This window comes from Dyadobacter tibetensis Y620-1 (assembly GCF_000566685.1).
Classification (GTDB): domain Bacteria; phylum Bacteroidota; class Bacteroidia; order Cytophagales; family Spirosomataceae; genus Dyadobacter; species Dyadobacter tibetensis.
Genome location: NZ_AZQN01000004.1, coordinates 35315 through 57279, shown reverse-complemented (window position 1 = coordinate 57279; position 21965 = coordinate 35315). Strand labels below are relative to the sequence as shown.

Annotated in this window: 17 protein-coding genes; 12 read left to right on the top strand and 5 right to left on the bottom strand. The window is 44.6% G+C overall.

Features of this window, described 5'->3' with window-relative positions:
• Positions 1 to 53: 53 nt before the first annotated feature.
• From X939_RS0112165 to X939_RS0112155, 3 genes are all read left to right on the top strand, one after another.
• Positions 54 to 2414, top strand: coding sequence for a TonB-dependent receptor (locus X939_RS0112165; protein ID WP_025763549.1), 2361 nt, complete (start codon positions 54 to 56; stop codon positions 2412 to 2414).
• A gap of 145 nt (positions 2415 to 2559) precedes the next feature.
• A complete protein-coding gene (locus X939_RS0112160; protein ID WP_025763548.1) occupies positions 2560 to 2994 on the top strand; it encodes a response regulator in 435 nt (144 codons plus the stop codon).
• Positions 2995 to 3125: 131 nt separating this feature from the next.
• Positions 3126 to 5954, top strand: a complete 2829-nt coding sequence (locus X939_RS0112155) for a PAS domain S-box protein (RefSeq protein WP_025763547.1) — start codon at positions 3126 to 3128, stop codon at positions 5952 to 5954.
• Between the two features lie 158 nt (positions 5955 to 6112).
• On the opposite strand, the gene X939_RS0112150 is transcribed toward X939_RS0112155, so the two are convergent.
• Genes X939_RS0112150 through X939_RS0112140 form a run of 3 tightly spaced genes read right to left on the bottom strand, consistent with a single transcriptional unit; the run spans position 6113 to position 9725 of the window.
• Positions 6113 to 7177: an NADH:flavin oxidoreductase/NADH oxidase gene (locus X939_RS0112150; protein ID WP_025763546.1), complete on the bottom strand. Its 1065-nt coding sequence runs from the start codon at positions 7175 to 7177 to the stop codon at positions 6113 to 6115.
• A gap of 40 nt (positions 7178 to 7217) precedes the next feature.
• A complete protein-coding gene (locus X939_RS0112145) occupies positions 7218 to 7418 on the bottom strand; it encodes a YwbE family protein (RefSeq protein ID WP_025763545.1) in 201 nt (66 codons plus the stop codon).
• 42 nt (positions 7419 to 7460) lie between these two features.
• Positions 7461 to 9725 carry an FUSC family protein gene (locus X939_RS0112140; RefSeq protein WP_025763544.1) on the bottom strand — a complete coding sequence of 755 codons (2265 nt, stop codon included), beginning with the start codon at positions 9723 to 9725 and terminating at the stop codon, positions 7461 to 7463.
• Positions 9726 to 10056: 331 nt separating this feature from the next.
• On the opposite strand from X939_RS0112140, the gene X939_RS0112135 reads away from it, so the two are divergent.
• Entirely contained in the window at positions 10057 to 10422 is a 366-nt protein-coding gene (locus X939_RS0112135; RefSeq protein WP_025763543.1) for a hypothetical protein, read from the top strand.
• Positions 10423 to 10426: 4 nt separating this feature from the next.
• On the opposite strand, the gene X939_RS23080 is transcribed toward X939_RS0112135, so the two are convergent.
• Complete coding sequence (locus X939_RS23080) at positions 10427 to 11230, bottom strand: TspO-related membrane protein (protein WP_025763542.1); 804 nt, start codon at positions 11228 to 11230, stop codon at positions 10427 to 10429.
• Between the two features lie 203 nt (positions 11231 to 11433).
• On the opposite strand from X939_RS23080, the gene ypfJ reads away from it, so the two are divergent.
• The 8 genes from ypfJ to X939_RS0112090 all read left to right on the top strand — a co-directional run bounded on the left by ypfJ (position 11434) and on the right by X939_RS0112090 (position 18717).
• On the top strand, positions 11434 to 12282 hold the full coding sequence (ypfJ, locus tag X939_RS0112125) for a KPN_02809 family neutral zinc metallopeptidase (RefSeq protein WP_025763541.1): 849 nt from the start codon (positions 11434 to 11436) through the stop codon (positions 12280 to 12282).
• 98 nt (positions 12283 to 12380) lie between these two features.
• Positions 12381 to 13013 (top strand): NAD(P)H-dependent oxidoreductase, encoded by a 633-nt coding sequence (locus X939_RS0112120; RefSeq protein ID WP_025763540.1) that lies wholly within the window; start codon positions 12381 to 12383, stop codon positions 13011 to 13013.
• A 134-nt stretch (positions 13014 to 13147) separates the two neighbouring features.
• Positions 13148 to 13828, top strand: coding sequence for a hypothetical protein (locus X939_RS0112115; protein WP_025763539.1), 681 nt, complete (start codon positions 13148 to 13150; stop codon positions 13826 to 13828).
• Between the two features lie 116 nt (positions 13829 to 13944).
• Positions 13945 to 14367 (top strand): secondary thiamine-phosphate synthase enzyme YjbQ, encoded by a 423-nt coding sequence (locus X939_RS0112110; RefSeq protein ID WP_025763538.1) that lies wholly within the window; start codon positions 13945 to 13947, stop codon positions 14365 to 14367.
• A 60-nt stretch (positions 14368 to 14427) separates the two neighbouring features.
• The gene (locus X939_RS0112105; RefSeq protein ID WP_044199336.1) at positions 14428 to 15804 is read left to right on the top strand and encodes a mandelate racemase/muconate lactonizing enzyme family protein; all 1377 of its coding nucleotides are present in this window, start codon (positions 14428 to 14430) and stop codon (positions 15802 to 15804) included.
• Between the two features lie 130 nt (positions 15805 to 15934).
• Positions 15935 to 16723, top strand: coding sequence for a DUF3050 domain-containing protein (locus X939_RS0112100; protein ID WP_025763536.1), 789 nt, complete (start codon positions 15935 to 15937; stop codon positions 16721 to 16723).
• A gap of 125 nt (positions 16724 to 16848) precedes the next feature.
• Positions 16849 to 17364, top strand: coding sequence for a DinB family protein (locus tag X939_RS0112095; RefSeq protein ID WP_025763535.1), 516 nt, complete (start codon positions 16849 to 16851; stop codon positions 17362 to 17364).
• A 42-nt stretch (positions 17365 to 17406) separates the two neighbouring features.
• Positions 17407 to 18717 (top strand): MFS transporter, encoded by a 1311-nt coding sequence (locus X939_RS0112090; protein WP_025763534.1) that lies wholly within the window; start codon positions 17407 to 17409, stop codon positions 18715 to 18717.
• Between the two features lie 113 nt (positions 18718 to 18830).
• Here the strand turns inward: X939_RS0112090 and infB are convergent, their stop codons facing one another.
• Positions 18831 to 21947, bottom strand: coding sequence for a translation initiation factor IF-2 (infB, locus tag X939_RS0112085; protein WP_025763533.1), 3117 nt, complete (start codon positions 21945 to 21947; stop codon positions 18831 to 18833).
• Between the last annotated feature and the right edge of the window lie 18 nt (positions 21948 to 21965).

The window sequence follows — 21965 nt, the reverse complement described above, 5'->3', positions numbered from 1 at the left end:
GCATTTTACAAATTTGTTTCTGGACAATATGCTTATTGTTGTTGGGCCCGTCTATGTTGCTAGCTCAGCAAATAACACTACATGGAGAAGTAGTAGACGCGGGTACGAGTCAAAAGTTAGAATACGCTAGTGTACGCTTGTTCCGATCGGCCGACAGCTCCTTGGTCGACGGCGCGGCCACTGATCAACAGGGACAGTTCACCATAAAGGTGGCTCCTGGGAAGTATTATCTTCTTACAGAGTTTATTGGATACCTTCAACAGGTTCAGTCTTCAATCGTAGTGGACCAGAGTAGTCCGGTTAAGGATGTGGGTACCATCAAGCTTACTGGTGCAGCCAACGAATTGGGTGAGGTGGTTATTCAAGGGGAGAAAAGCACGATGGAGCTCTCCCTGGACAAGAAGATTTTTAATGTTGGCAAAGATTTGGCCAATGCTGGAGGCTCAGCCGTGGATGTTTTAACGAATGTGCCTGCTGTTGCCGTAGATGTAGAAGGGAATGTAAGCCTAAGAGGGAGCGGTAACGTAACGATATTAATTGATGGAAAACCTTCGGGTTTGGTGAGTATCAAAGGCTCCAGTGGTCTTCAACAACTACAGGCAAGTATGATAGAAAGGGTGGAGGTGATTACCAATCCATCGGCGCGTTACCAGGCAGAAGGGATGGCGGGGATCATCAATATCGTGTTGAAAAAGGAACGCAAGGAAGGTATTAACGGATCATTTGACTTGATAGCAGGTCATCCTACCAATTATGGCGTTGCTGCCAATGTTAATTACAGAAAGAAGAACCTGAATTTTTTTATTAATTATACGCTTGCGTATCGTAACACTCCGGGACAAAATTTTATTTATCAAGAATTATATCGGAACGACAGCACTTTTATCACCGAACGAAGCATGTACAGTAAGTTAAAGGGGATGAATAACAGTGCCAGGGGAGGCTTAGATTATTATTTCAATGACAAAAATATACTCACAGCTGCCTACACTTGGCGTACCAGCAAGGGGAAGCGCTTTTCCGATCTTAAATATGAGGATTATTTAGGGAATAAAGGGAATCCATTAGGCAGTACCTCCCGAACCCAGGATGAAACGGAGACGGAGCCCAATGCGGAATATGCCTTAACCTATAAGAAAAATTTTGACCGTAAAGGCCAGGAATTTACGGCCGACGTCCGGTTTCTGAATAACTGGGAAGACTCTGATCAATATTATAACCAGAGGTCTTATGGCATCAATGGCTTGCCCACGCAGGAACCTGCGATATTACAGCGTGCAGTTAATTTTGAAACGGAAAAGCAACTTTTATTTCAGGTAGACTATATCCACCCTTTTGGCAAGGAAGGCAAATTAGAAACCGGGGCCAGAATCAGTTCCAGGGATATGACCAATGATTACAGTGTAACCGAAGAGAAGGCAGATGGAAGCTGGCAGGATCTTCCCGGGCTGACCAATGACTTTCTGTATGAAGAGCGCATTTCGGCTGCCTATGGGATCATTGCCGAAAAATGGGACAAGTTTTCCGTTCAGGCAGGATTACGGGCGGAGTGGACAGGGATTTCCACCGAGCTGAGGCTGACGGAGGAAATCAATACCAGAAATTATGCTAATCTTTTTCCGAGTATGCATGCTTCTTATGAGCTGCCCAAGCAAAATGCGATGCAATTAAGCTTTAGCAGGCGTATCCGTAGGCCTCAGTACAATGATTTGAGTCCATTTATGACCTACAGTGATAACCGCAATTATTGGAGTGGAAATCCTGATTTAAATCCGGAATATACCAATGCTTATGAACTGGGGCATATCAAATATTTAACTAAGGGGACTATCACCTCATCGCTATATTATAGAAATACTTCCGATAAAATTTTACGGATTAAAACGGTTGATGATACTGGCAATTCCTATACCAGGCCGGAAAACTTAGGTATTGAGCAGGCTTATGGCGCAGAGTTTACGGGTTCATTTAATTGGTTTTCCTGGTGGAAACTGGACGGAAGTCTCAATTTTTTCAGAGCCATTACCGAAGGAACGGGCTCTAACGAAGCCTTTCATAGTGATACCTACAGCTGGTTTGCGCGTACTCTTTCGCGATTTACCGTATGGCAGAGCACCGACATTCAGCTTAGAGCCAATTATGAAGCGCCTCAGAAAACTGCTCAGGGGCGAAGAAAGCAACTGGCAACCATGGATCTGGCCGCCACCCGTGACATTTTGAAGAATAACGGTACCCTCACATTAAGCATTGTAGATGTATTTAATTCCAGAAAGTACCGGGATATTACAGAGGGGAGTAATTTTTACAGCAGTTCAATATCACAAGGTCGATTAAGACAGATTAATCTAACGCTTAATTATAGGCTGCATCAGGCTAAAAAGAAAACTAAAACAACTTTAGAGTCCGAATTCTAGTGACTGAACTTCTTGATCAGGCCTTGTAGTATTTTTTAAAAAAAAACTTGATTCTGAGATTGCTATCGTAGTTCTTCTAGAAATAATTTTCATAATTGGACTCTCCGACAGATATCCATTGCCCAAAATGATTAACTTTGTTGATATGACTTCAAGAAAACTAATTTTTTTGGCGGATGATGATCTAGACGACTGCGTTCTTTTTCAAGATGCACTCATGGAGGTGTCGTCCGAAACCGTATTAACGACCGCCAACGATGGTATAGAGTTAATTCAACTTCTGGAGTCGATGCCAGTACCCAATCCAGACGTTATTTTCTTGGATCTGAACATGCCCAAAAGGAATGGATTCGAATGCTTGCAGCAAATTAAGAACAATTCCTCCTGGCGAAATATTCCTGTAGTTATTTTTTCTACTACTGGGCAAGAGGAAATGATCAATAAAGTGTATGAAACGGGAGCCAACTATTTTATAAGAAAGCCAGGGTCTTTTCCTAAGCTAAAGCAGGCCATAGAGGAAGTTTTAGCTATTGACTGGAAAACTCATTCCTGGTCCCCCTCTAGTATCAGTCTGATCTGAATCCCCAACTTGAATTGAATAACACTTCTGTAGATAGTAAAAAAACGAGCACATTTTCCGGTTCTGGCATAATAGTTATAGCTAGATTTTTCCGTTGTATTCGTAATTGTTGAAAAAGAAAGAAATCCTTCATGTATCAAATTGAATTAGATTTTGAACGGGCCAAAGGGAGGCATTTATTATTCAAAACCCGCTTAAGATCTATTCTTTACGGCGCTTCCATCGATGATCATACTGTGATATGCCCAGAGGCATGTTCTTTGGGAGAGTGGATACGTGGAAGAGCCCTTTCGGAATTTGGAGAGTTCGATGAAACCCATGCCTTAGATGCGCTGCATATTCAGATACATCGGTTAGCAGGCGAGCTAATTGCACAATATCGCAGGGGAGAGGAAACAGAAGCACGGGAGAGGTTAAGTGAGATTGAAGAGTTGGGAAGTCATCTTATTGATCAGCTAAATTTTCTTAAAGATCGAGTTATAGCCTCGGGCATAGCACCTGATTTTAGTAATAATCTGGATGAGCTTAAGGTTAACTATATCGAGTTGCTGGAGCTTAATAATATGCAGAGTGAGCTTCACGACCGCATCAGAGAACAGACACAAATTACGAAGAAGGCGCATGAGAGGGCCTTGGAGAATGAAGAGAAATTCCTGAATGTTACCGAACAAGCGCCGGTAGGAATTGTCATTTTCAGGGGTGTTGAAATGATTTTTGAAATGGTAAATGCCACCTATGTCGCCATGATAGGCCAAACCAAGGAGGCTTTGCTGGGAAGATCTCTTTATGATATTATTCCGGACTCTAAAAATACTGTAGGATTGCACCTGCAAAAGGTTTTAGCCACCTCTGTTCCTTATCATGGCAATCAGGTCAGAGTAGTCATCGATAGGGATGGCCAGGAAAGGGCTGGATATTTCGATTATATTGCCAAACCTTATAAGGAAATAGGTTCGGATGAGACCACTGCTATCATTGTTGTGGTGAGTGAGGTAACCGCTCAGGTATTGTCCAAAATTGCACTGGAGCGGAGTGAGATGCAGTTTCGTAACCTGGTGAGCCAATCACCCTTTGCTAAGGCAGTTATTTCGGGCCCAGAGATGATCATCACCTTGGCCAACGATGCCATGCTAAACAAACTGTGGCGCCGTACCATGGAAGAGGTAGAAGGTAAGAGGCTCCTGGAAGTATTTCCTGAACTAAGTGGACAGAAGTTTATAAGGATATTAAAGGAGGTTTTTGAAACAGGGGAGATACACCGGGAAAACGAGGCCTATGTCGAGATTGAAGCCCGGGACGGGATAAAAGCCTATTATCTGGATTTTCAATATGGGCCTATTTTTGAGCCCGATGGAACCGTGTCTTCTGTAATGGTATCGGCCAATGATGTTACGGAGAAAGTGACTTTTCGGAACGGGATTTCCGAAGCTGTCGAAAGGCTTTCCTTAGCCACGGAAGGGACAAAATTAGCTACCTGGGATTTGAATTTGTTAAATCATGACATTATTTATTCCTCCCGATTACCGCTGATTTTTGGTCGAGAACCGGATGCTAAACTCACACATGCCGAAATGCGACGACAAGTCTTACCTGAGGATCTTCGTACTGTTCTACTACCAAGTTTTGAAAGGGCATTAATAACAGGAATATACCAGTACGAGGCACGGATCATGATGCCCGATGGTGGACTGCGCTGGATCAGAACCCAGGGAAAGATTATATTTGACGACCAGCAGAAACCACTGCGTATGCTGGGTACAATGTTGGATATTACCGAAGAGAAAGAATCCCAGCTGGCCTTGAAAACCAGTGAAGGGAAGTTTCGCACCCTGGCCAATGCCATGCCTCAGTTCGTATGGACGGCCGACAAGGAGGGAGAATTGAACTATTGGAATGATGCCGTTTTCAAGTTTTCGGGTCTTACTTTCGAACAGATGCAGAGTGGTGGTTGGATAGGAATAGTTCATCCCGACGACCGGACTGATAATGTGGTGAAATGGATGGATGCCGTTCGCACCGGAAATGATTTCCTGATAGAGCATCGCTTTCGCCGCCATGACGGCGTTTACCGCTGGCAGCTGAGCCGGGCGGTGGCACAAAAGGATGCAAATGGTAAAATACAAATGTGGGTAGGAACTAGTACGGATATCCATGACCGGCGATTGTTTACCGATGAGCTGGAGTTGAAAGTGGCTCAGCGCACCAAGGAGTTGACGGTGATGAATGACGAACTGACCCGTACGAATATGGAGCTAGCCCAGTTTGCGTATGTGGCCAGCCACGATTTGCAGGAGCCACTAAGGAAAATACAGACCTTTGCCAGCCGGATATTAGATACCGAATTCGATCAATTGTCCGATCGGGGTAAGGACTATTTTAGCCGGATGCGGGCCTCCTCTACACGTATGCAACAGCTAATAGCCGACCTGATCGCTTATTCAGGATCCAGTGCCGCTGAGAAACATTTCGAATGGACTTCTTTAGAAACCATTTTGCACCGGGTTCGGGAACAACTTTGGGAGACCATTCTTAGAAATGAAGCTACTGTAATAGCCGACGAAATGCCTACCTTAGAAGTGATACCTTTCCAGATGGAGCAGTTATTTACTAATTTAATAGGCAATGCCTTGAAATTCACAAGAAAGAATTGTCCTCCCGTTGTTCATATCAAGAGTGAATTGGTATGGGGTTATCAACACCCCGAACTTCAACTTGTTTCGGATAAACAATACTATTGTATTAGCATCTCTGACAACGGTATAGGTTTCGATCAGGAATACCAGGATCGAATCTTTCAGGTGTTTCAGCGCCTTCATAGTAAAACGGCCTACGAAGGAACCGGAATAGGTTTGTCTATCTGTAAAAAAATAGTAGAAAATCATTCTGGGGTCATTCATGCAGAAGGCAAATTAATGGAAGGAGCTACCTTCTACGTGTATCTTCCTGAAATAAGAAACTGATCGTCAACGAAATGTCTGACCAGTCTTTCACCATTTTCTCTTTTGTCGTCCTAAGGCCAGTAAGCGTACTGAGCCTTGCGGGATAGGGGTGCCTGCTGAGGCCTTATTGGCCGAGGCTAATTATTCCTGCAAATTATAACTTCAGGATACCTTCTGCATCAGGGCTTGGCTCGGATATACTGATTAGGCCAGGCAGCTGCCTCTTCTAGTTCACTGGAAGCTGTCAATGGGAAATATGGATTTCTCAGGAGTTCTCTGGCCATAAATATCAGGTCTGCATGCCCTTCTGCCAAGATACTTTCTGCCTGTAAGGCCTCGGTAATCAGTCCAACTGCTCCGGTAGGAATTCCTACTGTTTTTCGGATGCTACTCGCAAAAGGCACCTGGTACCCGGGTCCAACGGTGATTTGCTGATGAGCCGCTAATCCTCCACTGGAGACATCAATCAAATCCACGCCCATTTCTTTCAACAGATGCGAGAGACGTATGGATTGGTCCAAATCCCAGCCTCCTTCAGCCCAATCGCTGGCTGATATTCGTACGCACAAGGCCGTATCTTCTGGGATAATGGCCGAAATACCTTCTACAATTTCCAATAATAATCGGGTCCGGTTTTCAAAACTACCTCCGTAAGGGTCTGAGCGTTGGTTGCTCAGGGGGGAAAGGAACTGATGCAGCATATACCCGTGTGCCGCATGGATTTCTATTACTTTGAAACCCGCGATCAGGGCCCTGTTGGCGGCAGCTACGAAGTTATTTATCAGATTGACAATACCGGTTTTTTGCAATTGTTCGGGATCGTCCTCCTGGTCTCGAAAGGGAATGGGAGAGGGGGCCAAAGTTTTCCACCCACCCTGTATCAGGGGCACTTGTCCTCTTCCTTTCCAAGGGGCAAATGTACTGGCTTTGCGACCAGCGTGAGCCAACTGAATACCTGGGACGGCCCCCTGTTGACTAATGAAGTCCGTTATCTGAGAGAGTTTTTCGATATGTTCGTCACGCCAGATACCTAAGTCATTCGGTGAAATGCGCCCTTCCGGCGAAATGGCCGTGGCTTCAGTAAAGACCAGAGCCGCTCCTCCAACAGCACGGGAACCCAGATGTACCAAATGCCAGTCGGTAGCATAACCGTCAACCGACGAATACTGGCACATGGGCGAAACGACCATTCGGTTTTTTAGAGTGATATTTTTTAATTGATAACTTGAAAATAAAGTTTTCATGGTTGAATATTGAAGTTTTAATTTTGGAAGTACTGCTAGTTTATTCTTCATGTATTTCTTTTACGCGGCCAATTTGCCCACTCTCCAGCCGTACTTTTATTCCATGAGGATGTTGTGGAGACTTGGTGAGTATGGCCTGAACCACCCCTTCGGTGAGCTGGCCTGTACGCTGATGTTGCTTCAAAACGATGGATACGGCTGCTCCTATGCTAATGTTTTTTCTTTCTGTACCTGTTAACATTGGTGTTTATATATGGTTTATAGAATATTTACGCTGTCTCCCTTATGTCGGAATTTCGGATTGATTCAAAACGGGATTTTTCTGGGCAATAGATTGCAAAATCTTAATCTCATCGATGGTAATGGTGCTGATTAGCTCAAAGAGTCCATTGATTGTTTTAAGGTCGGACAACAGGCGCCGTTGGGGAGACTGTGCCGATAGTTCAATTCCCAGCTCCTTTATCTCTTTCTTACGAATGGTTAATAGATCAATCAGTTTCTGGTTAGGTGGAAGGGCTTCACGTGCCACCTCAATATTTCCCTCAATCCTGCCTTCCAGAATATGAAGCCCGGCTTCAAATTGGCGGTCTATCTGTTTCAGCATGCGTTCGAACTCAGGAGCAAATTCCTGAAAGGAACCGGTTTCAACGTAAAATGATAAGGAAGCGACATAGGAGGTGAGCATATGGCTAGACGCTACAAACTGATGGTATTCAGCCATATTAGGCTGCTGATTTTTGGGCTCCGAAAGCATTTTTTCAAAATTATCGGAAAGGTTTGCCAAGGCGATTATAGCGTTTTTTCTTGCTTCTTTTACTTCCCCCAGATCTATGGAATGGCCGGTAAAGCGCGCGGCTATTGTGTCGAAATACTGCCTGTTAGCGCGGATGGCCTCCCCGATATATTGGTTGATCTGAGAATGTTCCCAAACGGGAAGTACATAAGAAGAGATCAGAAACGCGATGACTGATCCTAATAAAGTATCAATGGCTCTATCCTGTAGTACTCCGTTTAAATTAGCAGGATTAAGAAAGTAAAAACAGAGAATCACATATAGGGTAATGGAGGTCGAGGCTATAAAGTAATTGCTTTTCAGGAAGGTATATGCCGATATCATAGCGAACATCAGAGCCATAAAAAGTACCGTACCATCGTGTACCCAGTATAGTAGCAGGAATCCTGCCGTTAACCCCGTGAATGTTCCTCCTATACGATAAATATTACGTTGTTTTGTTAGGCTAAAGGCCGGTTTCATAATGGTAACCACCGTCAGCAAGACCCAGTATCCATGGCCGAAATCGAAGCTTAGCGAAATGGAATAGGCTATCAATAAGGCCAGGGTTACACGTAAAGCATGCCTGAAATGTCCTGATTTTAAGGAAATATTATCCAATAAAATCCGTGGGTGGTAATCTTGTTTGGGGATGAAATTTTCAAGATTGACATTTACTTCGAGTTCATTACTGATTTTGGTGTCATAAGTGGTAGCCCGGTGAAGTTTTTTTACCCTTTCGGTGATGTCCTGCATTCGGTTGAGGATCTGTCTGAGCATCATAAAGTCTTCGACGTTAGCTTCTGTCAGGCGCCGACTTCTCAGACTATCGAAGGCTCGTATACATTTATTGATAGAAAGATCTAGGTCATGTTTGGGCTTTGAGGGCACACCACTCTGTACTGCAATCCCGATCTGTTGAATTTCAGCGGCCAGCCAATTGAGGTAAGTGCCAAAAAGACGTAGAATCCGACTATCGTCGAAGGACTTATGAAGGTGATGATAATCTTGCTGGGCATTTAAGATACGCTCAAACAGGTCGATACTGTCCAGGAACATCAACATCAGGGTTCGACTGGTGGTATTGGACTCATTGACAAACTCCCTGGTCTTGAATAATATCTCCCTCAAATTTTGATGGTTTTCTCTTAGGATAACTTGTTGATGGACCATTTGGCTAAACAGATCCTCATATTTGGGCTTAGCCACGTAGTAGCCAGCTTTGATGGACAAAAGCTTACCCAATTCGATGAAATTTTCTCCTAACAGCTGGCGGATTAAGACATAGGGTCTTAATTTTTGTAATATCAAAAACAAAATTAAATACCAGATTCCACCCAGGGAGAAAATAAAAACGGTTCGTAAGCCTAGGTCATGACTAAGGTGATCGTCAATATTAAATACAAAAACGAGCAGGGCGATCAACCCTATGCTATTGGCGCGGTTACCGTATACTCCGGCCAGGGAGAAGAAGATGCCAAATAAGACTATTTCCGCATATACTGCAAATTCATACTGCCGAAGATAGCCTGTGATGAGCGCCACCATAAAATAGGTGAATATGGCCAGTAAAAGGGCATTGCGCCGACGGGTGAAAGGACCAGGAGAATCGGTCGCCCCAAGCAGTAGCGTGCCCAACGGAAAAGCAATATACTCGCTCAGTATACCGTAATGCTGTAATATAAGGCTTGGCAATACGGCGCCTAATGTGATTCGTATTCCCGCACTTAGCTGATGACTTGAAATGAATTTTTTAAACTCATCCAAATAATTCATATGATCTAGGTTATAGATGGTCGTATAGGTTCAATAGGATTCGTTGGCGAAAATCAGTCTTTTGCTTTTTAGATTCACCTCATTATGGAGGGAGCTAGCTCTTTAACAACGCCATTCCGAAAGTTAAGGAATCGTGGGTTCTGGTTATATATATGTTTAAGCATTTTGGAATATCTGGTGTCTTAATCTGATATTTTATGAATAGAATACTATCCTCTGTCTTCTTCTAAGAATTTATAAGGAGTGTATTAGGAAAAGAATTGAAGAATTGATACTATTGTGTATTGTAGTATTGATACTGAAAATATCATTTGAATTTAATTTCTGGAGAATGGAAAAGGAAGTGGAGCAAGCGGGCAAGAAACTGTATTCTGTACAGGTACATATTATTCATAGTCTGATATACATGGTAGGGTCGCGGTTAAAAGCTTCCGATTGGATGAATGAGCGGGATCTGGTGGAAGCCAATGCTCATTATTTCCAAAAAATGGCTGAAGCCGTAGAGCGACATTATCGACTCAACTGTACCCTTCAGCACGCCTGGGGGGCGGCCCGATTATACCTGGACTATCGTCAGGGCAGGGAGGAGGTTAGCCCCCCTGCTAACCCTGAGTCATTTCTCCGCCCCGAAGGGGAAGATACCTTCTGGCAGGACTATGAGCGGATTTATCGCTTAGATCCTGACCGATATGAATGAATTGCTAAGTAGATGGGGCTTTTACCGGGATAACTTTTCCATTTGTTCCTAAATTATTCAGCAGGTCGGCTAATATGGTACCAGCAATGGTTAAGGACAGTTGGGCTACTGATTTATTGGAATGCTGTTGTTTTGCTGCGATCCCAAGCAAGGCACCGGCTATGGGAATCAGTAAATATGGATCGCGCAAGCTCCTTGATGCGGCTATTGCACCAGTAGCTAAGGTCGGTATGGCATATTGAGATATCCTTACTGCGGCCTTTTTTTTGGTAAAATAACCCGCTTCCTGAAGCAGGTTGATCAAACTGATAGCACTTGCAGCTCCTAACCATCCAGTATAAAGACTTACTGATTTTTGAAGCGTGCGCTCGGGTTGAGGGGGAGTGAATTGACCAATAGCCAAGGCACGATGTAGACCCAGGGCTGCAGGCAGCATGCTCATGGTGGTCAATGCTGCGCCCACTCGTCCCGTCCGATCGGAACGGGAGAAAAAGTAACCGAATAGGGCGCCCAGTATATAATTGGCTCTAAGCCAGTTTTGAGCCCTGGCATACCGGGGGTTAGAGAGCTGCCTAGAGCTAGCCTGATGGAATATCAGGGCTGCTGTACCTGAGTAGATTACACCCCAGGCAATACCAAATGTAGCATTAGCAGGGGTAAGAAGGTTTCTATCCAGCTTATTTTGTCTTTTTTTAACCGTTCGGTTATTCTGATTACTACCGCCCTTACGGCTTCCCCAAAAGGAGGCTAAAATACCACCCAACACGATTGTGGCTGTGAGATAGCGTGAATTTCTTGATTGAAGCATAGGTATTCCTGGATTAATTATTAAGAATCTTCACTAAATTCAGGCAATTTGTATGCCATTACCCAGAAAGGATACTCTCCGAGGCTATTTTTTGCTTCAAGGAGCCGATTTAGGTACAGGTTTTTTAAGGATCGAATTGTTACCTTTATTGCCATTTGCAGTACATTGTACAAACATTTTGTAAGGACCATAAATTAAATAACATGCGTTGGCAAAATCTGAGAAGAAGTAATAATGTTGATGATCGACGTGGAATGTCAGGTACTGGCAAAGTAGCCATTGGTGGCGTTGGGGTGGTGATAGTGGTAGTGTTAAGCCTGCTCACTGGCCGCGACCCTGGAGAAATGTTATCTAATCTGCAAGGTATGCAGGGAAGCGAGCAGGTTACGAGTCGCCCAGCAGGGCCTCGCCCCGACGACCGCACCGCCGATTTTGTCTCTGCAGTTTTAGGAAGTACTGAAGATGTGTGGACAGAAATTTATGCCCAAAACGGAGGTCGTTATCAAGCGCCTACGCTGCAAATATTTGAGCAGGTAACCCAAGGGGGGTGTGGCGGAGCATCTGCAGCGATGGGGCCCTTCTATTGCCCTGCTGACCAACAGGTATATATCGACCTTTCTTTTTGCGAAGAGCTCCGGACGAAATTTAAGGCGCCTGGTGAATTTGCAGTAGCTTATGTGGTAGCGCACGAAGTTGGCCATCATGTTCAGAATCTAATGGGCATTTCCGATCAGGTTCAAAATCAACGCGGAAGAATGAGTCAGGCCGATTATAATAAATTATCAGTGAAACTGGAGCTCCAGGCAGATTTCCTGGCTGGTGTGTGGGCCTACCATGCTCATAAGCAAAGTAATATTTTGGAACCGGGTGATCTGGAAGCGGCTCTCAATGCCGCAAATGCTATTGGAGATGATAAACTCCAGAAACAATCGCAGGGCTATGTAGTTCCAGATGCCTTTACTCATGGTAGTTCGCAACAGCGTATGTATTGGTTTAAGAAGGGATTTGAAACGGGAGATCTGAGCCAAGGGAAATTTAATGATATCCGATAGTTTTCTTCCTTCCTCCCTTTCCTAACCGGGCGCTTATTGAACTTATTATGCTTGAGATTCATTTATATGTTGATACATGTAAATGAATTTTAAAAATAATGAGTTTAATAGAAAATCTAAATTGGCGCTATGCAACCAAGAAAATGAATGGCAAGCGTGTCTCGGAGGAGAAATTGGCAGTGATATTGGAGGCCGCACATCTGGCACCTTCTTCATCGGGGTTACAGCCGTTCGAAATAATCGTGATCAGCAATCAGGAACTTAAGGAGAAAATACAGCCCATAGCATTTGGACAAAGTCAGATTGTAGATGCTTCGCATCTGCTCGTTTTTGCGGCCTGGGACAACTATACGGTAGACCGTGTAAATGATACTTTCAGTAGGGCGAATCAAGAGCGGGGGTTGCCGAATACGGCCACAGATGCCTACAGAAAGAATCTGCTAAATATCCTATCCGGTAGGAGTGAGGCTGAGAATTTTGCCCATACGGCAAAACAGGCCTATATATCCTTAGGCCTGGCCATGGCCGCTGCGGCGGAAGTCAGAGTAGACGCAACGCCGATGGAAGGATTTGACGCCAATGCTCTGGATACGCTTTTAGGATTGGAAGCCAGGGGATTAAAGAGTACCGCTATCCTGCCACTGGGCTATCGGGATAGCTCTGAAGACTGGCTGGTGAACCTTAAAAAAGTAAGGACACCCAGAGATCAGTTCTTCACTTTTCTCAATTAAGATCTATAGCGTCTGGCCTGTTTGCCAGACGTTATACCCTTTTTCTGACCGTTGTGCAACGTTTACTGGGTAGTATACGTATTGGTGGGAGAATCACTAACGTTAACCATTAAATTAATTTCAGTAAACGGGTCATGAAAAAGATAGCTTTACTTTTCGGATTTATTTTTATTTATATACCAGTATCCTATGCTCAGGATTCTTTACGTCATCAGTTCCTAATTGATGCAGGGGTGGCTGTTGGTTCATCCAATTTTAGTGGGATGGGCGCTTTTCAGTATGACCATTATTTTGGTAAGAACAATAGAATAATTGTAGGAACCGGATTAAGATTTACTGGATTTTCGGGCTCTGACCTAAATTTCACTACGGCACCAGCCAATCTTACGTCTAACGATGCCAATATTGATACACTTTTAGTTTCTTCACCTCGGGTGTATGCTGCCAATCTGATGTTAAATTTGGGCTATCGCATCACGGACAAATGGCAGGCTGGTTTTTCAATTGACCTGGTTGGGTTTTCTTTCGGTCCAACGGAATCACCACGATATATAAGCAACGGAAAGTATAGAACGGTGAGTGCCAAACCTACCTCCCCAAATTACCTGTTGATTGGGGATAGGGACAATGGATCCTTGAATTCTCAATTTTATGTAAAATACAAGTTTTCCAAACGATTTGGTGCCAAGGTTGCTTACCAGTATTTGTTCAATGAGCTTCGCACCACCACTACGGTGCAAACCCTGCCGGAGCCTAATAATCGATTTCGAAATAAAAGCTCTTCGGCCTATGTTGGAGCCTACTTCGTCTTTTAGCCTTCCGTTTTATTTATATAGATCCCGTCCTTGTCAACAGATAATGACGGGTTTTTTTATGATGTAAATTATATTTTTGTTTCATTTATGGCCTAAATCAATTCTAGCTTATTTCCGTGAAGATCATACAGAAGTCGCTTACCCTAAGAGCAAGGTCCAGGGGGTTCCATAGCATAACGGACGACATACGAAGGCTATTGGGGAACCCGCTGCCTATAGAGGTGGGGATATGCCAGATTTTTATACAGCATACCTCTGCTTCTCTAGCTCTCAATGAAGATGCCGATCCAACGGTTAGAATAGATTTTGAAACATATTTTAACAAATATGTACCCGAGAATGACCCGGATTATCGTCATGACTATGAAGGATCCGACGATATGCCTGCTCATTTGAAGGCCGCCATACTCGGTGCATCGGTAATGATACCTGTAAAAGATGGCGCATTGGCACTTGGGACTTGGCAGGGCATTTATCTTTGTGAGCACCGAAACTATGGGGGTAATCGAAACATACTGGTTACGCTTATGGGGCAGTAGGGTAGGTAGGATATGGGGATTCATAATTTTGGCATTTAACCTATATCGAACACATCTACGATGAATAGAAGAGAATTTATAGCAAAGGCAGGCATGGCTTCCGCCTTAACCCTCCAACTCAATCCGCTGGAAGAAGCAGGAGAGCCAGTAAAGGGGGACAAACGGATAATTATCTCGGAGGTAAGTGCCAATTTTGAAAGGGAACCTTTATATCCCTACCGATTTAAGGGGAGTGCGATTACCGATAGTTGGCAGTCTGCGGTCCGTCTAGCATCAGAAGGTGGCCAGCATGCGGTAGGCCTGGGCACGCAGGGAGTATTATGGTCCGACTCAAAGGTATTTGCAGCCCATTCGGAGAGTGGGGGCAATGCCATTATGTATGCCATGACCGAGCGTGCCACTCAAATGCTGAAAGGCGAATCTTTTACAAATCCGGTAGCTCTTCTTGATAGCCTATTCCCAGAAGTTTGGGCCTATGGTAAGCGTATCACCGGAAACCCTGACTTACGAAAGACTTTCGCTTTGAATGCCTTGGTAGCGGTCGACAATGCGGCTTGGATCTTATATGCCCGGGAAAATGGGCTCCATAATTTTGATGAGATGATCCCTGCTGCCTATAAGCCCGGCCTATCCTATAAACACGCTCAGGTAGCGAGCATCCCTTCATTCGCCGTGGGTACCGAGGCAAGTCGTATTAAGGCCGCTGCCGATGAGGGATACTTTATCATGAAATTAAAGACTGGGGCGGCTGGAACTCAAAAGGAAATGATCGAAAAGGATATTGCATTTCTTACAGCCGTACACAAGGCTATTGGGCATATAGAAACTCCGCATACCCATAATGGAAAGATTCCGTACTATTTCGATGCCAATGGGCGGTATGAAAAAAAGGAGACTTTAATGCGTTTTTTGGATCATGCCAAAAAAATCGGAGCTTTCGATCAGATAGCCGTCATAGAAGAGCCCTTCGAAGAACATAATGAATCGTACGTAGGCGATCTGGGGGTGAGAGTAGCTTCTGACGAGAGTGCTCATACTGTGCAGGATGCGGCGCATCGAATTGAGCTTGGCTACACCGCACTAGCATTAAAGGCCATTGCCAAAACGATGAGTATGACGATGAAAATCGCTCAGCTAGCTTACGAAAAGAATATTCCCTGTTTTTGTGCCGATCTCACGGTCAATCCTATTCTGGTAGATTGGAATAAAAATGTTGCGGCACGCTTGCAGCCATTCCCTGGGATGCATGTAGGTCTGCAAGAAACCAATGGGCATCAGTATTATAAAAATTGGGATAAATTAGTGGACTTTCATCCCATGGCTCAGCAGAGTTGGGTTAAGACTCAAAAGGGAGTATATCCGACCAATAATACATTTTACGCTAGAAGCGGAGGTATTCTGGACTCTTCGGAACATTATGAGGGTTTGTTTATTTGAAAACCCGGGAAACCGATAAAAAAATGGGATATTAATCATCTATTTACTGTGGTTGAACGTACTTTTGTAGCCGGCTATTGGTCCTGAAAAGACTGAAAGCCGGCAAATTTTTGTACCATTCAATTAAAGCATGCAAGCTCAAATAGATTCAATTAATTCGGAGATAGCCAGTCTTCGTCAGCAAATTATTCAACATTCTGTTTACCGATCCATTCAAGATCTGGAAGATCTCCAGGTTTTTATGCAGTATCATGTATATGCTGTTTGGGACTTTATGTCCTTATTGAAAACGCTGCAGAACGGGTTAACATGCACAACGGTACCCTGGTTACCCGTAGGAGACGCCGAAACAAGAAGCTTGATCAATGAAATTGTCGCCGGTGAGGAGTCAGACATCAATGATGCCGGAGGGAAGCAAAGTCATTTTGAAATGTATTTGGATGCCATGACCCAGATTGGCTGTGACATGGAGCCCGTTCAGAATTTCATTCTTGCGTTGCGGCAAGGGGTAGCGGTGGAACGAGCTTTGGAAGGGGAGGGAATCCCCAAGGCCGCCCGGGAATTTGTAACCAATACCTTTGATGTAATCGAAGGCGGCAAGCTGCACGAACAGGCGGCGGTCTTTACCTTTGGTCGGGAGGATTTGATTCCTAATATGTTTTTATCCATCATCAACGATCTGAATACCCGTTTTCCTGAAAGTGTTGGTTTATTTAAATATTATCTGGATCGCCATATAGAGGTGGATGGTGATCATCATAGTCATCTAGCCTTGCGGATGACTTCAGTACTCTGCGGAGATCAGGAAGATAAATGGGTTGAAGCCAGGCAGGGAGCCATTATAAGTCTGCAAAATCGCCTCTTTCTTTGGGACGCTATCCTCGAAGAAATTCTTGCAAACCGGGCTAATAAAATTTAAAATTGTCTGTTATTCCCTTTGCGAATAATCGGGACCCATCCAATTGAAAGGCTGGGCAGAAGTCTGATGGTTGTCATTTTTGCGATATGGATGTATATTTATTATTTACTTAACCATGTAGAATCGTGAAAAAGTCTGAAATTAGTCGAATGCCCTCCTTCTTCGATCGTTATATCAACCTATGCGATGACATTTCGTTATTATTGGCGCTTGAGAAGACATCACCAGACCAAGTTTTTTCTCTGGACATGCTCCGGGAAATTGGGGATAAAATTTATGCTCCTGGCAAGTGGACTATAAAAGATATCCTGCAGCATGTAATCGACAATGAGCGTATCATGTGTTATAGGGCCCTGCGTTTTTCCAGAAACGAGCTCACTGCCTTACCTGGATATGAAGAGAATATAATGGCTGCCAATAGCAATGCAAGGAATCGTACGCTGGAAGATATTATGGAAGAATTCCAGATTGTGCGCGGGGGGACATTGGCATTGTATAGAAACATGACCCCCGAGATGATGCTTCGGGAAGGCCTAGCAAATGGACAATATATGTCTCCACTATCCTTAGGTTTTGTCATAGTCGGGCATGCGGTACACCATCGTAATATTATTGAACAACGCTATCGGCCTTTATTGTAGACGGAGGAAACGTTCCTATTTACTAGCAAATAGACCCTGAATATGAGTAAGAATAATTCCAGAGTAATCAATGCATGGTGTATGTACGATTGGGCCAATTCGGTACATGCACTCGTCATTGTTTCCAGTATATTTCCCGTTTATTTCAATGCCACCACCCTTAAAGCCTTTGGATCGCCCGACATTCAATTTCTAGGGTGGGAAATCAAAAACTCTGTCTTATTTTCTTATACCGTTTCGCTTGCTTTTCTGATAACTGCGGCCATTATTCCATTTTGTACGGCCATCGCAGATTTTACAGGAAAAAAGAAGTTATTTATGCAGTTTTTCTGCTATCTCGGCGCACTGAGCTGTATGTCTTTATTCTTTTTTACAAAGGATACCATTACGATATCAGTCATTCTGTTTGGTATAAGCTTGGTGGGATGGAGCGGATCCATTGTGTTCTATGACTCCTACCTTCCTGAGATAGCTACCGAAGACCAATATGACCGGGTGAGTGCAAAGGGCTTTTCGATGGGATATCTTGGCAGCGTGTTCTTATTATTATTCAATCTGAGCATGATCATGGTTCCCCAGTGGTATGGTATAACTGACAAGGCTTTACCGGCCCGTATTTCTTTTTTGAGTGTCGGGATCTGGTGGATTCTTTTTGCACAGATTCCGTTTCGATATTTACCAAATACGAAGGTCGCAAGGAAGAAACTTAACCGGACTGCCCTTTGGTCGGGATTTAAAGCCTTGAAAAAAGTGTATGAGCATTTACAGAAACAACCATATTTGTCGAAATTTCTCCTGGCATTTTTCGTCTACACCATGGGGTTAAGGACAGTGATGTATGTGGCCACAATATTTGGAGCTTCGGAACTGAAATTGCCTTCTGAGAGCTTGATTGTTACCGTGCTTCTTATACAACTGGTAGGGATAGTAGGCTCTTTTTCCTTCGCCTGGCTTTCGGGTCAAATAGGCAATATATATGCTTTGATGGTGGGGGTAGTGATATGGATTGGTATTTGTATGGGCGCCTATTACACCACCGAAGCCATGGAATTCTATATCTTAGCTTGTACCGTAGGGATGGTTATGGGAGGCTTACAGTCCCTGTCACGGGCTACTTTTTCTAAACTAATTCCTGAGGACATTTCCGATACTGCTTCATATTTTAGCTTTTATGATGTCACCGAGAAATGTGCCATCGTTTTAGGTACCTTTCTCTATGGTTTGGTCGAGCAGGTTACGGGTTCAATGCGTAACAGTATACTTACCTTATTGGTGATATTTCTCCTGGGACTGATCCTTCTTTATCAAATACCATCCCAAAAAATATATCGGTATCAGTTGGAAGAAGAGTAGGTATGATCTACATCAAAAATAAATCGCATATCCAGGGCGAGACATCTTGGATATGAAAAAAGAGATGGCCGTTAAGGCCATCTCTTTTTTCATATTTACCGCATTCCAGCTGCTTACAGCATGGTGCGTTTTACTTCTTTAAATTCAAAGCTTTCGATGATATCACCGACTTCTATATCGTTATAATTCTTGATACTCACCCCGCACTCATAACCAGTACGAACTTCCTGAACATCGTCTTTAAATCGTTTCAGTGAGTCGATATCCCCTGTATGGAGTACGATACCATCCCGAATAATTCTGATTTTATTATTCCGTTTCACATAACCGTCGGTCACGTAACATCCAGCAATCGTACCGATTCTACTGATCTTGAAGACCTCACGAATTTCGATATTACCCGTGATAATCTCTTCGATGGTAGGAGCAAGCATACCCGTCATGGCATCCTTAATCTCTTCAATCGCATTATAAATCACAGAGTAATGGCGTATCTCGATCTGATCCTGCTCGGCCATTTTCTTGGCATTAGCAGAAGGACGTACCTGGAAGCCTACAATGATGGCATCGGAGGCAATGGCGAGGTTAACGTCCGACTCAGATATCTGACCAACCGCTTTATGAATAATATTTACCTGAACTTCGGAGGTTGATAGTTGCAGAAGCGAATCTGAAAGGGCTTCAACCGATCCATCCACATCTCCTTTAACAATCAGGTTAAGCTCCCGGAATGAACCAATGGCCTTTCTCCGCCCGATCTCTTCAAGAGTAATATGCTTACGGGTACGGATCGTCTGTTCGCGTTGGATCTGCTCCCTTTTGGTAGCGATCTCACGGGCATCCCTTTCGTTTTCAAATACGTTGAAGCGGTCACCTGCTTGCGGGGCTCCATTAAGTCCCAAAAGTTGTACCGGGGTTGATGGTCCTGCTGACTTCAACTTACGACCTAGGTGGTCGGTCATGGCTTTCACCTTACCGTAATGCGCACCTGCCAGTACAGAGTCACCTACTCTTAGGGTTCCGGTCTGCACCAGAATGGTCGTTACATAGCCACGTCCCTTATCCAGGGAAGCTTCTACGACAGTACCCAGAGCTCTTCTGGAAGGATTGGCTTTAAGGTCAAGCAACTCGGCTTCTAATAATACTTTCTCTAGTAGCTCGTCGATACCCAATCCAGATTTAGAAGAGATTTCCTGAGTTTGATATTTACCACCCCATTCTTCTACCAATAAATTCATGTTGGCGAGTTCTTCTCTTACTTTTTCAGTGTTGGCACCAGCCTTATCTACCTTACTAAAGGCAAATACGATTGGAACACCGGCTACTTGAGCGTGGTTAATTGCTTCACGTGTTTGAGGCATGACACTGTCGTCTGCCGCAATTACGATGATAACAACATCCGTAACTTTAGCTCCACGAGCACGCATGGCTGTAAAAGCCTCGTGACCCGGTGTATCTAGGAACGTTACCTGCTTACCAGTCTTGGTTTTTACGCTATATGCTCCAATGTGCTGGGTGATACCACCGGCCTCACCACTGGCAACGTTTTCATGTCTGATATAATCGAGTAGAGAGGTTTTACCATGATCGACGTGACCCATAATGGTAACGATAGGTGCACGTTCCTTCAGGCTTTCTTCGTCGTCTACTTCTTCTACTACGTCATTCTGAACTTCTTCTTCGGCAGAGATAAAGGCAACCTCAAAGCCAAACTCGTCGGCAATGAAGGTAATAGCTTCTGCATCTAAGCGTTGGTTGATGGAAACAAACATGCCCATACTCATACAAACCGAGATTACTTCCTGAACGGTAACGTCCATCAGCGAGGCAAGGTCGTTGGCCGAAACGAATTCGGTCACACGTAATACCTTAGTTTCTTCGTCTTCCATTCCGTTTGGATCGTTGCGATCGGCACGGTCACGACGGCGAAGGGATTTTCCTCTACTCGTTGTTTTGGCATTTGTGCCACCCATTCGGGCCATAGTAGCCTTAATGTTGCTGGCAACTTCCTTGTCAGAAACTTCTTCTCTTTTACCACCACGTTTGTTGCGGTCGCGTCCACCTCCTCGAGCGGACGAGCTACGGGAGTCTGTCCCTGTCGATGCTCCTGGAGTACCTGCCGGTTTACTGGCAGGTTTGTTGGCGGTACCATCGGTAGACCTTGCAGTCGTACCTGATGCGTCGGTGCCTGCTGGCTTGGCGGCACCTGCTGCTGGAGCTGGTGCACCATCACGGATGCGCTTGCGCTTCCTGCGTCTTTTCTTGTCTGATGCAGAATCGCTGGACGCAACGGGATCTTTCTTCTTCTTGTCAGAAGGCAGCTCAATCTTTCCGATCACTCTTAATCCTCTCAATTGTTCCCCACGGGCTTCAATCAGCTTGGATTCGTTCGATTCTGTAGTTTCCGGTCCGCTTTCAGATGCCGGAACCTTTGGGTTGTTCGCTACTATTGGTTCTATATTAGGTTGTTTCGTATCGGGGGTAGGGTCTGCCTCCACAGCTTTAGGCTCATCCTTAGGCATTGCCAAGGGGGCAGCAACCGGCGCTATAGGTGCTGCAGGCACTATTGGCGCAGGTTCGGCTTTGGGAGCTTCGGCTGCGGGAAGCGGTGCTTTTTCAGGCTCCTGAGCAGGCTCAGTAACTTTTACTTCTTTAGGCTTCTCCTCAATTTTGGGCTCTTGAACAGCTGGAGTCTCTTTTACGGGCTCAGGTGTAGGCGCCACTTCTTTAGGAGCTTCCTGAACTTCAGCAGGTTTCTCCGGAGCCGGGGCAGCTGCTGGTTTCTCAGCAGCGGGAGCTACAGGCTTCGGTGCTGGTGCAGCAGGTCCTTTGGCGTTCAGGTCGATCTTACCGACCACCTTAATGCCGGGTAATTTATTTTCAGTAACCGCAGTTTCCTCCTTAGGAGCCTCTGGGGGAGTTTTGCTCTCCTCAGCAGGCTTATTTGGCGAACTGCGAAAATAAAGGATTTCATCAACATCACTTTTCACTTTCTGCTCCTTTACCTCCTCCGCTTTCTCGGTCGAAACTGGCTTTGGCGCCATAGAGCTTTTCAGGTCCTCCGATTTGAAGTCCTTGGCCAAAAAGTCGATTTGATCCGAATTAATCTTAGTATTGGGGTTACTTTCCACCTTAAACCCTTTGGCAGACAGATGATCCACGATCGTAGTAATTCCCACGTTCAGGATCCGTGCCACTTGGCTAAGGCGCATCATTTTATCTTCTGCCATATTAGCAATCAGTAGAAA

What these genes read in the sequence shown, in the direction of transcription:
- X939_RS0112165 (WP_025763549.1), top strand. Translation starts at nt 54, where the DNA reads ATGTTGCTAGCTCAGCAAATAACACTACATGGAGAAGTAGTAGACGCG.
- X939_RS0112160 (WP_025763548.1), top strand. Translation starts at nt 2,560, where the DNA reads ATGACTTCAAGAAAACTAATTTTTTTGGCGGATGATGATCTAGACGAC.
- X939_RS0112155 (WP_025763547.1), top strand. Translation starts at nt 3,126, where the DNA reads ATGTATCAAATTGAATTAGATTTTGAACGGGCCAAAGGGAGGCATTTA.
- X939_RS0112150 (WP_025763546.1), bottom strand. Translation starts at nt 7,177, where the DNA reads ATGAAAACTTTATTTTCAAGTTATCAATTAAAAAATATCACTCTAAAA.
- X939_RS0112145 (WP_025763545.1), bottom strand. Translation starts at nt 7,418, where the DNA reads ATGTTAACAGGTACAGAAAGAAAAAACATTAGCATAGGAGCAGCCGTA.
- X939_RS0112140 (WP_025763544.1), bottom strand. Translation starts at nt 9,725, where the DNA reads ATGAATTATTTGGATGAGTTTAAAAAATTCATTTCAAGTCATCAGCTA.
- X939_RS0112135 (WP_025763543.1), top strand. Translation starts at nt 10,057, where the DNA reads ATGGAAAAGGAAGTGGAGCAAGCGGGCAAGAAACTGTATTCTGTACAG.
- X939_RS23080 (WP_025763542.1), bottom strand. Translation starts at nt 11,230, where the DNA reads ATGCTTCAATCAAGAAATTCACGCTATCTCACAGCCACAATCGTGTTG.
- ypfJ (WP_025763541.1), top strand. Translation starts at nt 11,434, where the DNA reads ATGCGTTGGCAAAATCTGAGAAGAAGTAATAATGTTGATGATCGACGT.
- X939_RS0112120 (WP_025763540.1), top strand. Translation starts at nt 12,381, where the DNA reads ATGAGTTTAATAGAAAATCTAAATTGGCGCTATGCAACCAAGAAAATG.
- X939_RS0112115 (WP_025763539.1), top strand. Translation starts at nt 13,148, where the DNA reads ATGAAAAAGATAGCTTTACTTTTCGGATTTATTTTTATTTATATACCA.
- X939_RS0112105 (WP_044199336.1), top strand. Translation starts at nt 14,428, where the DNA reads ATGAATAGAAGAGAATTTATAGCAAAGGCAGGCATGGCTTCCGCCTTA.
- X939_RS0112100 (WP_025763536.1), top strand. Translation starts at nt 15,935, where the DNA reads ATGCAAGCTCAAATAGATTCAATTAATTCGGAGATAGCCAGTCTTCGT.
- X939_RS0112090 (WP_025763534.1), top strand. Translation starts at nt 17,407, where the DNA reads ATGAGTAAGAATAATTCCAGAGTAATCAATGCATGGTGTATGTACGAT.
- infB (WP_025763533.1), bottom strand. Translation starts at nt 21,947, where the DNA reads ATGGCAGAAGATAAAATGATGCGCCTTAGCCAAGTGGCACGGATCCTG.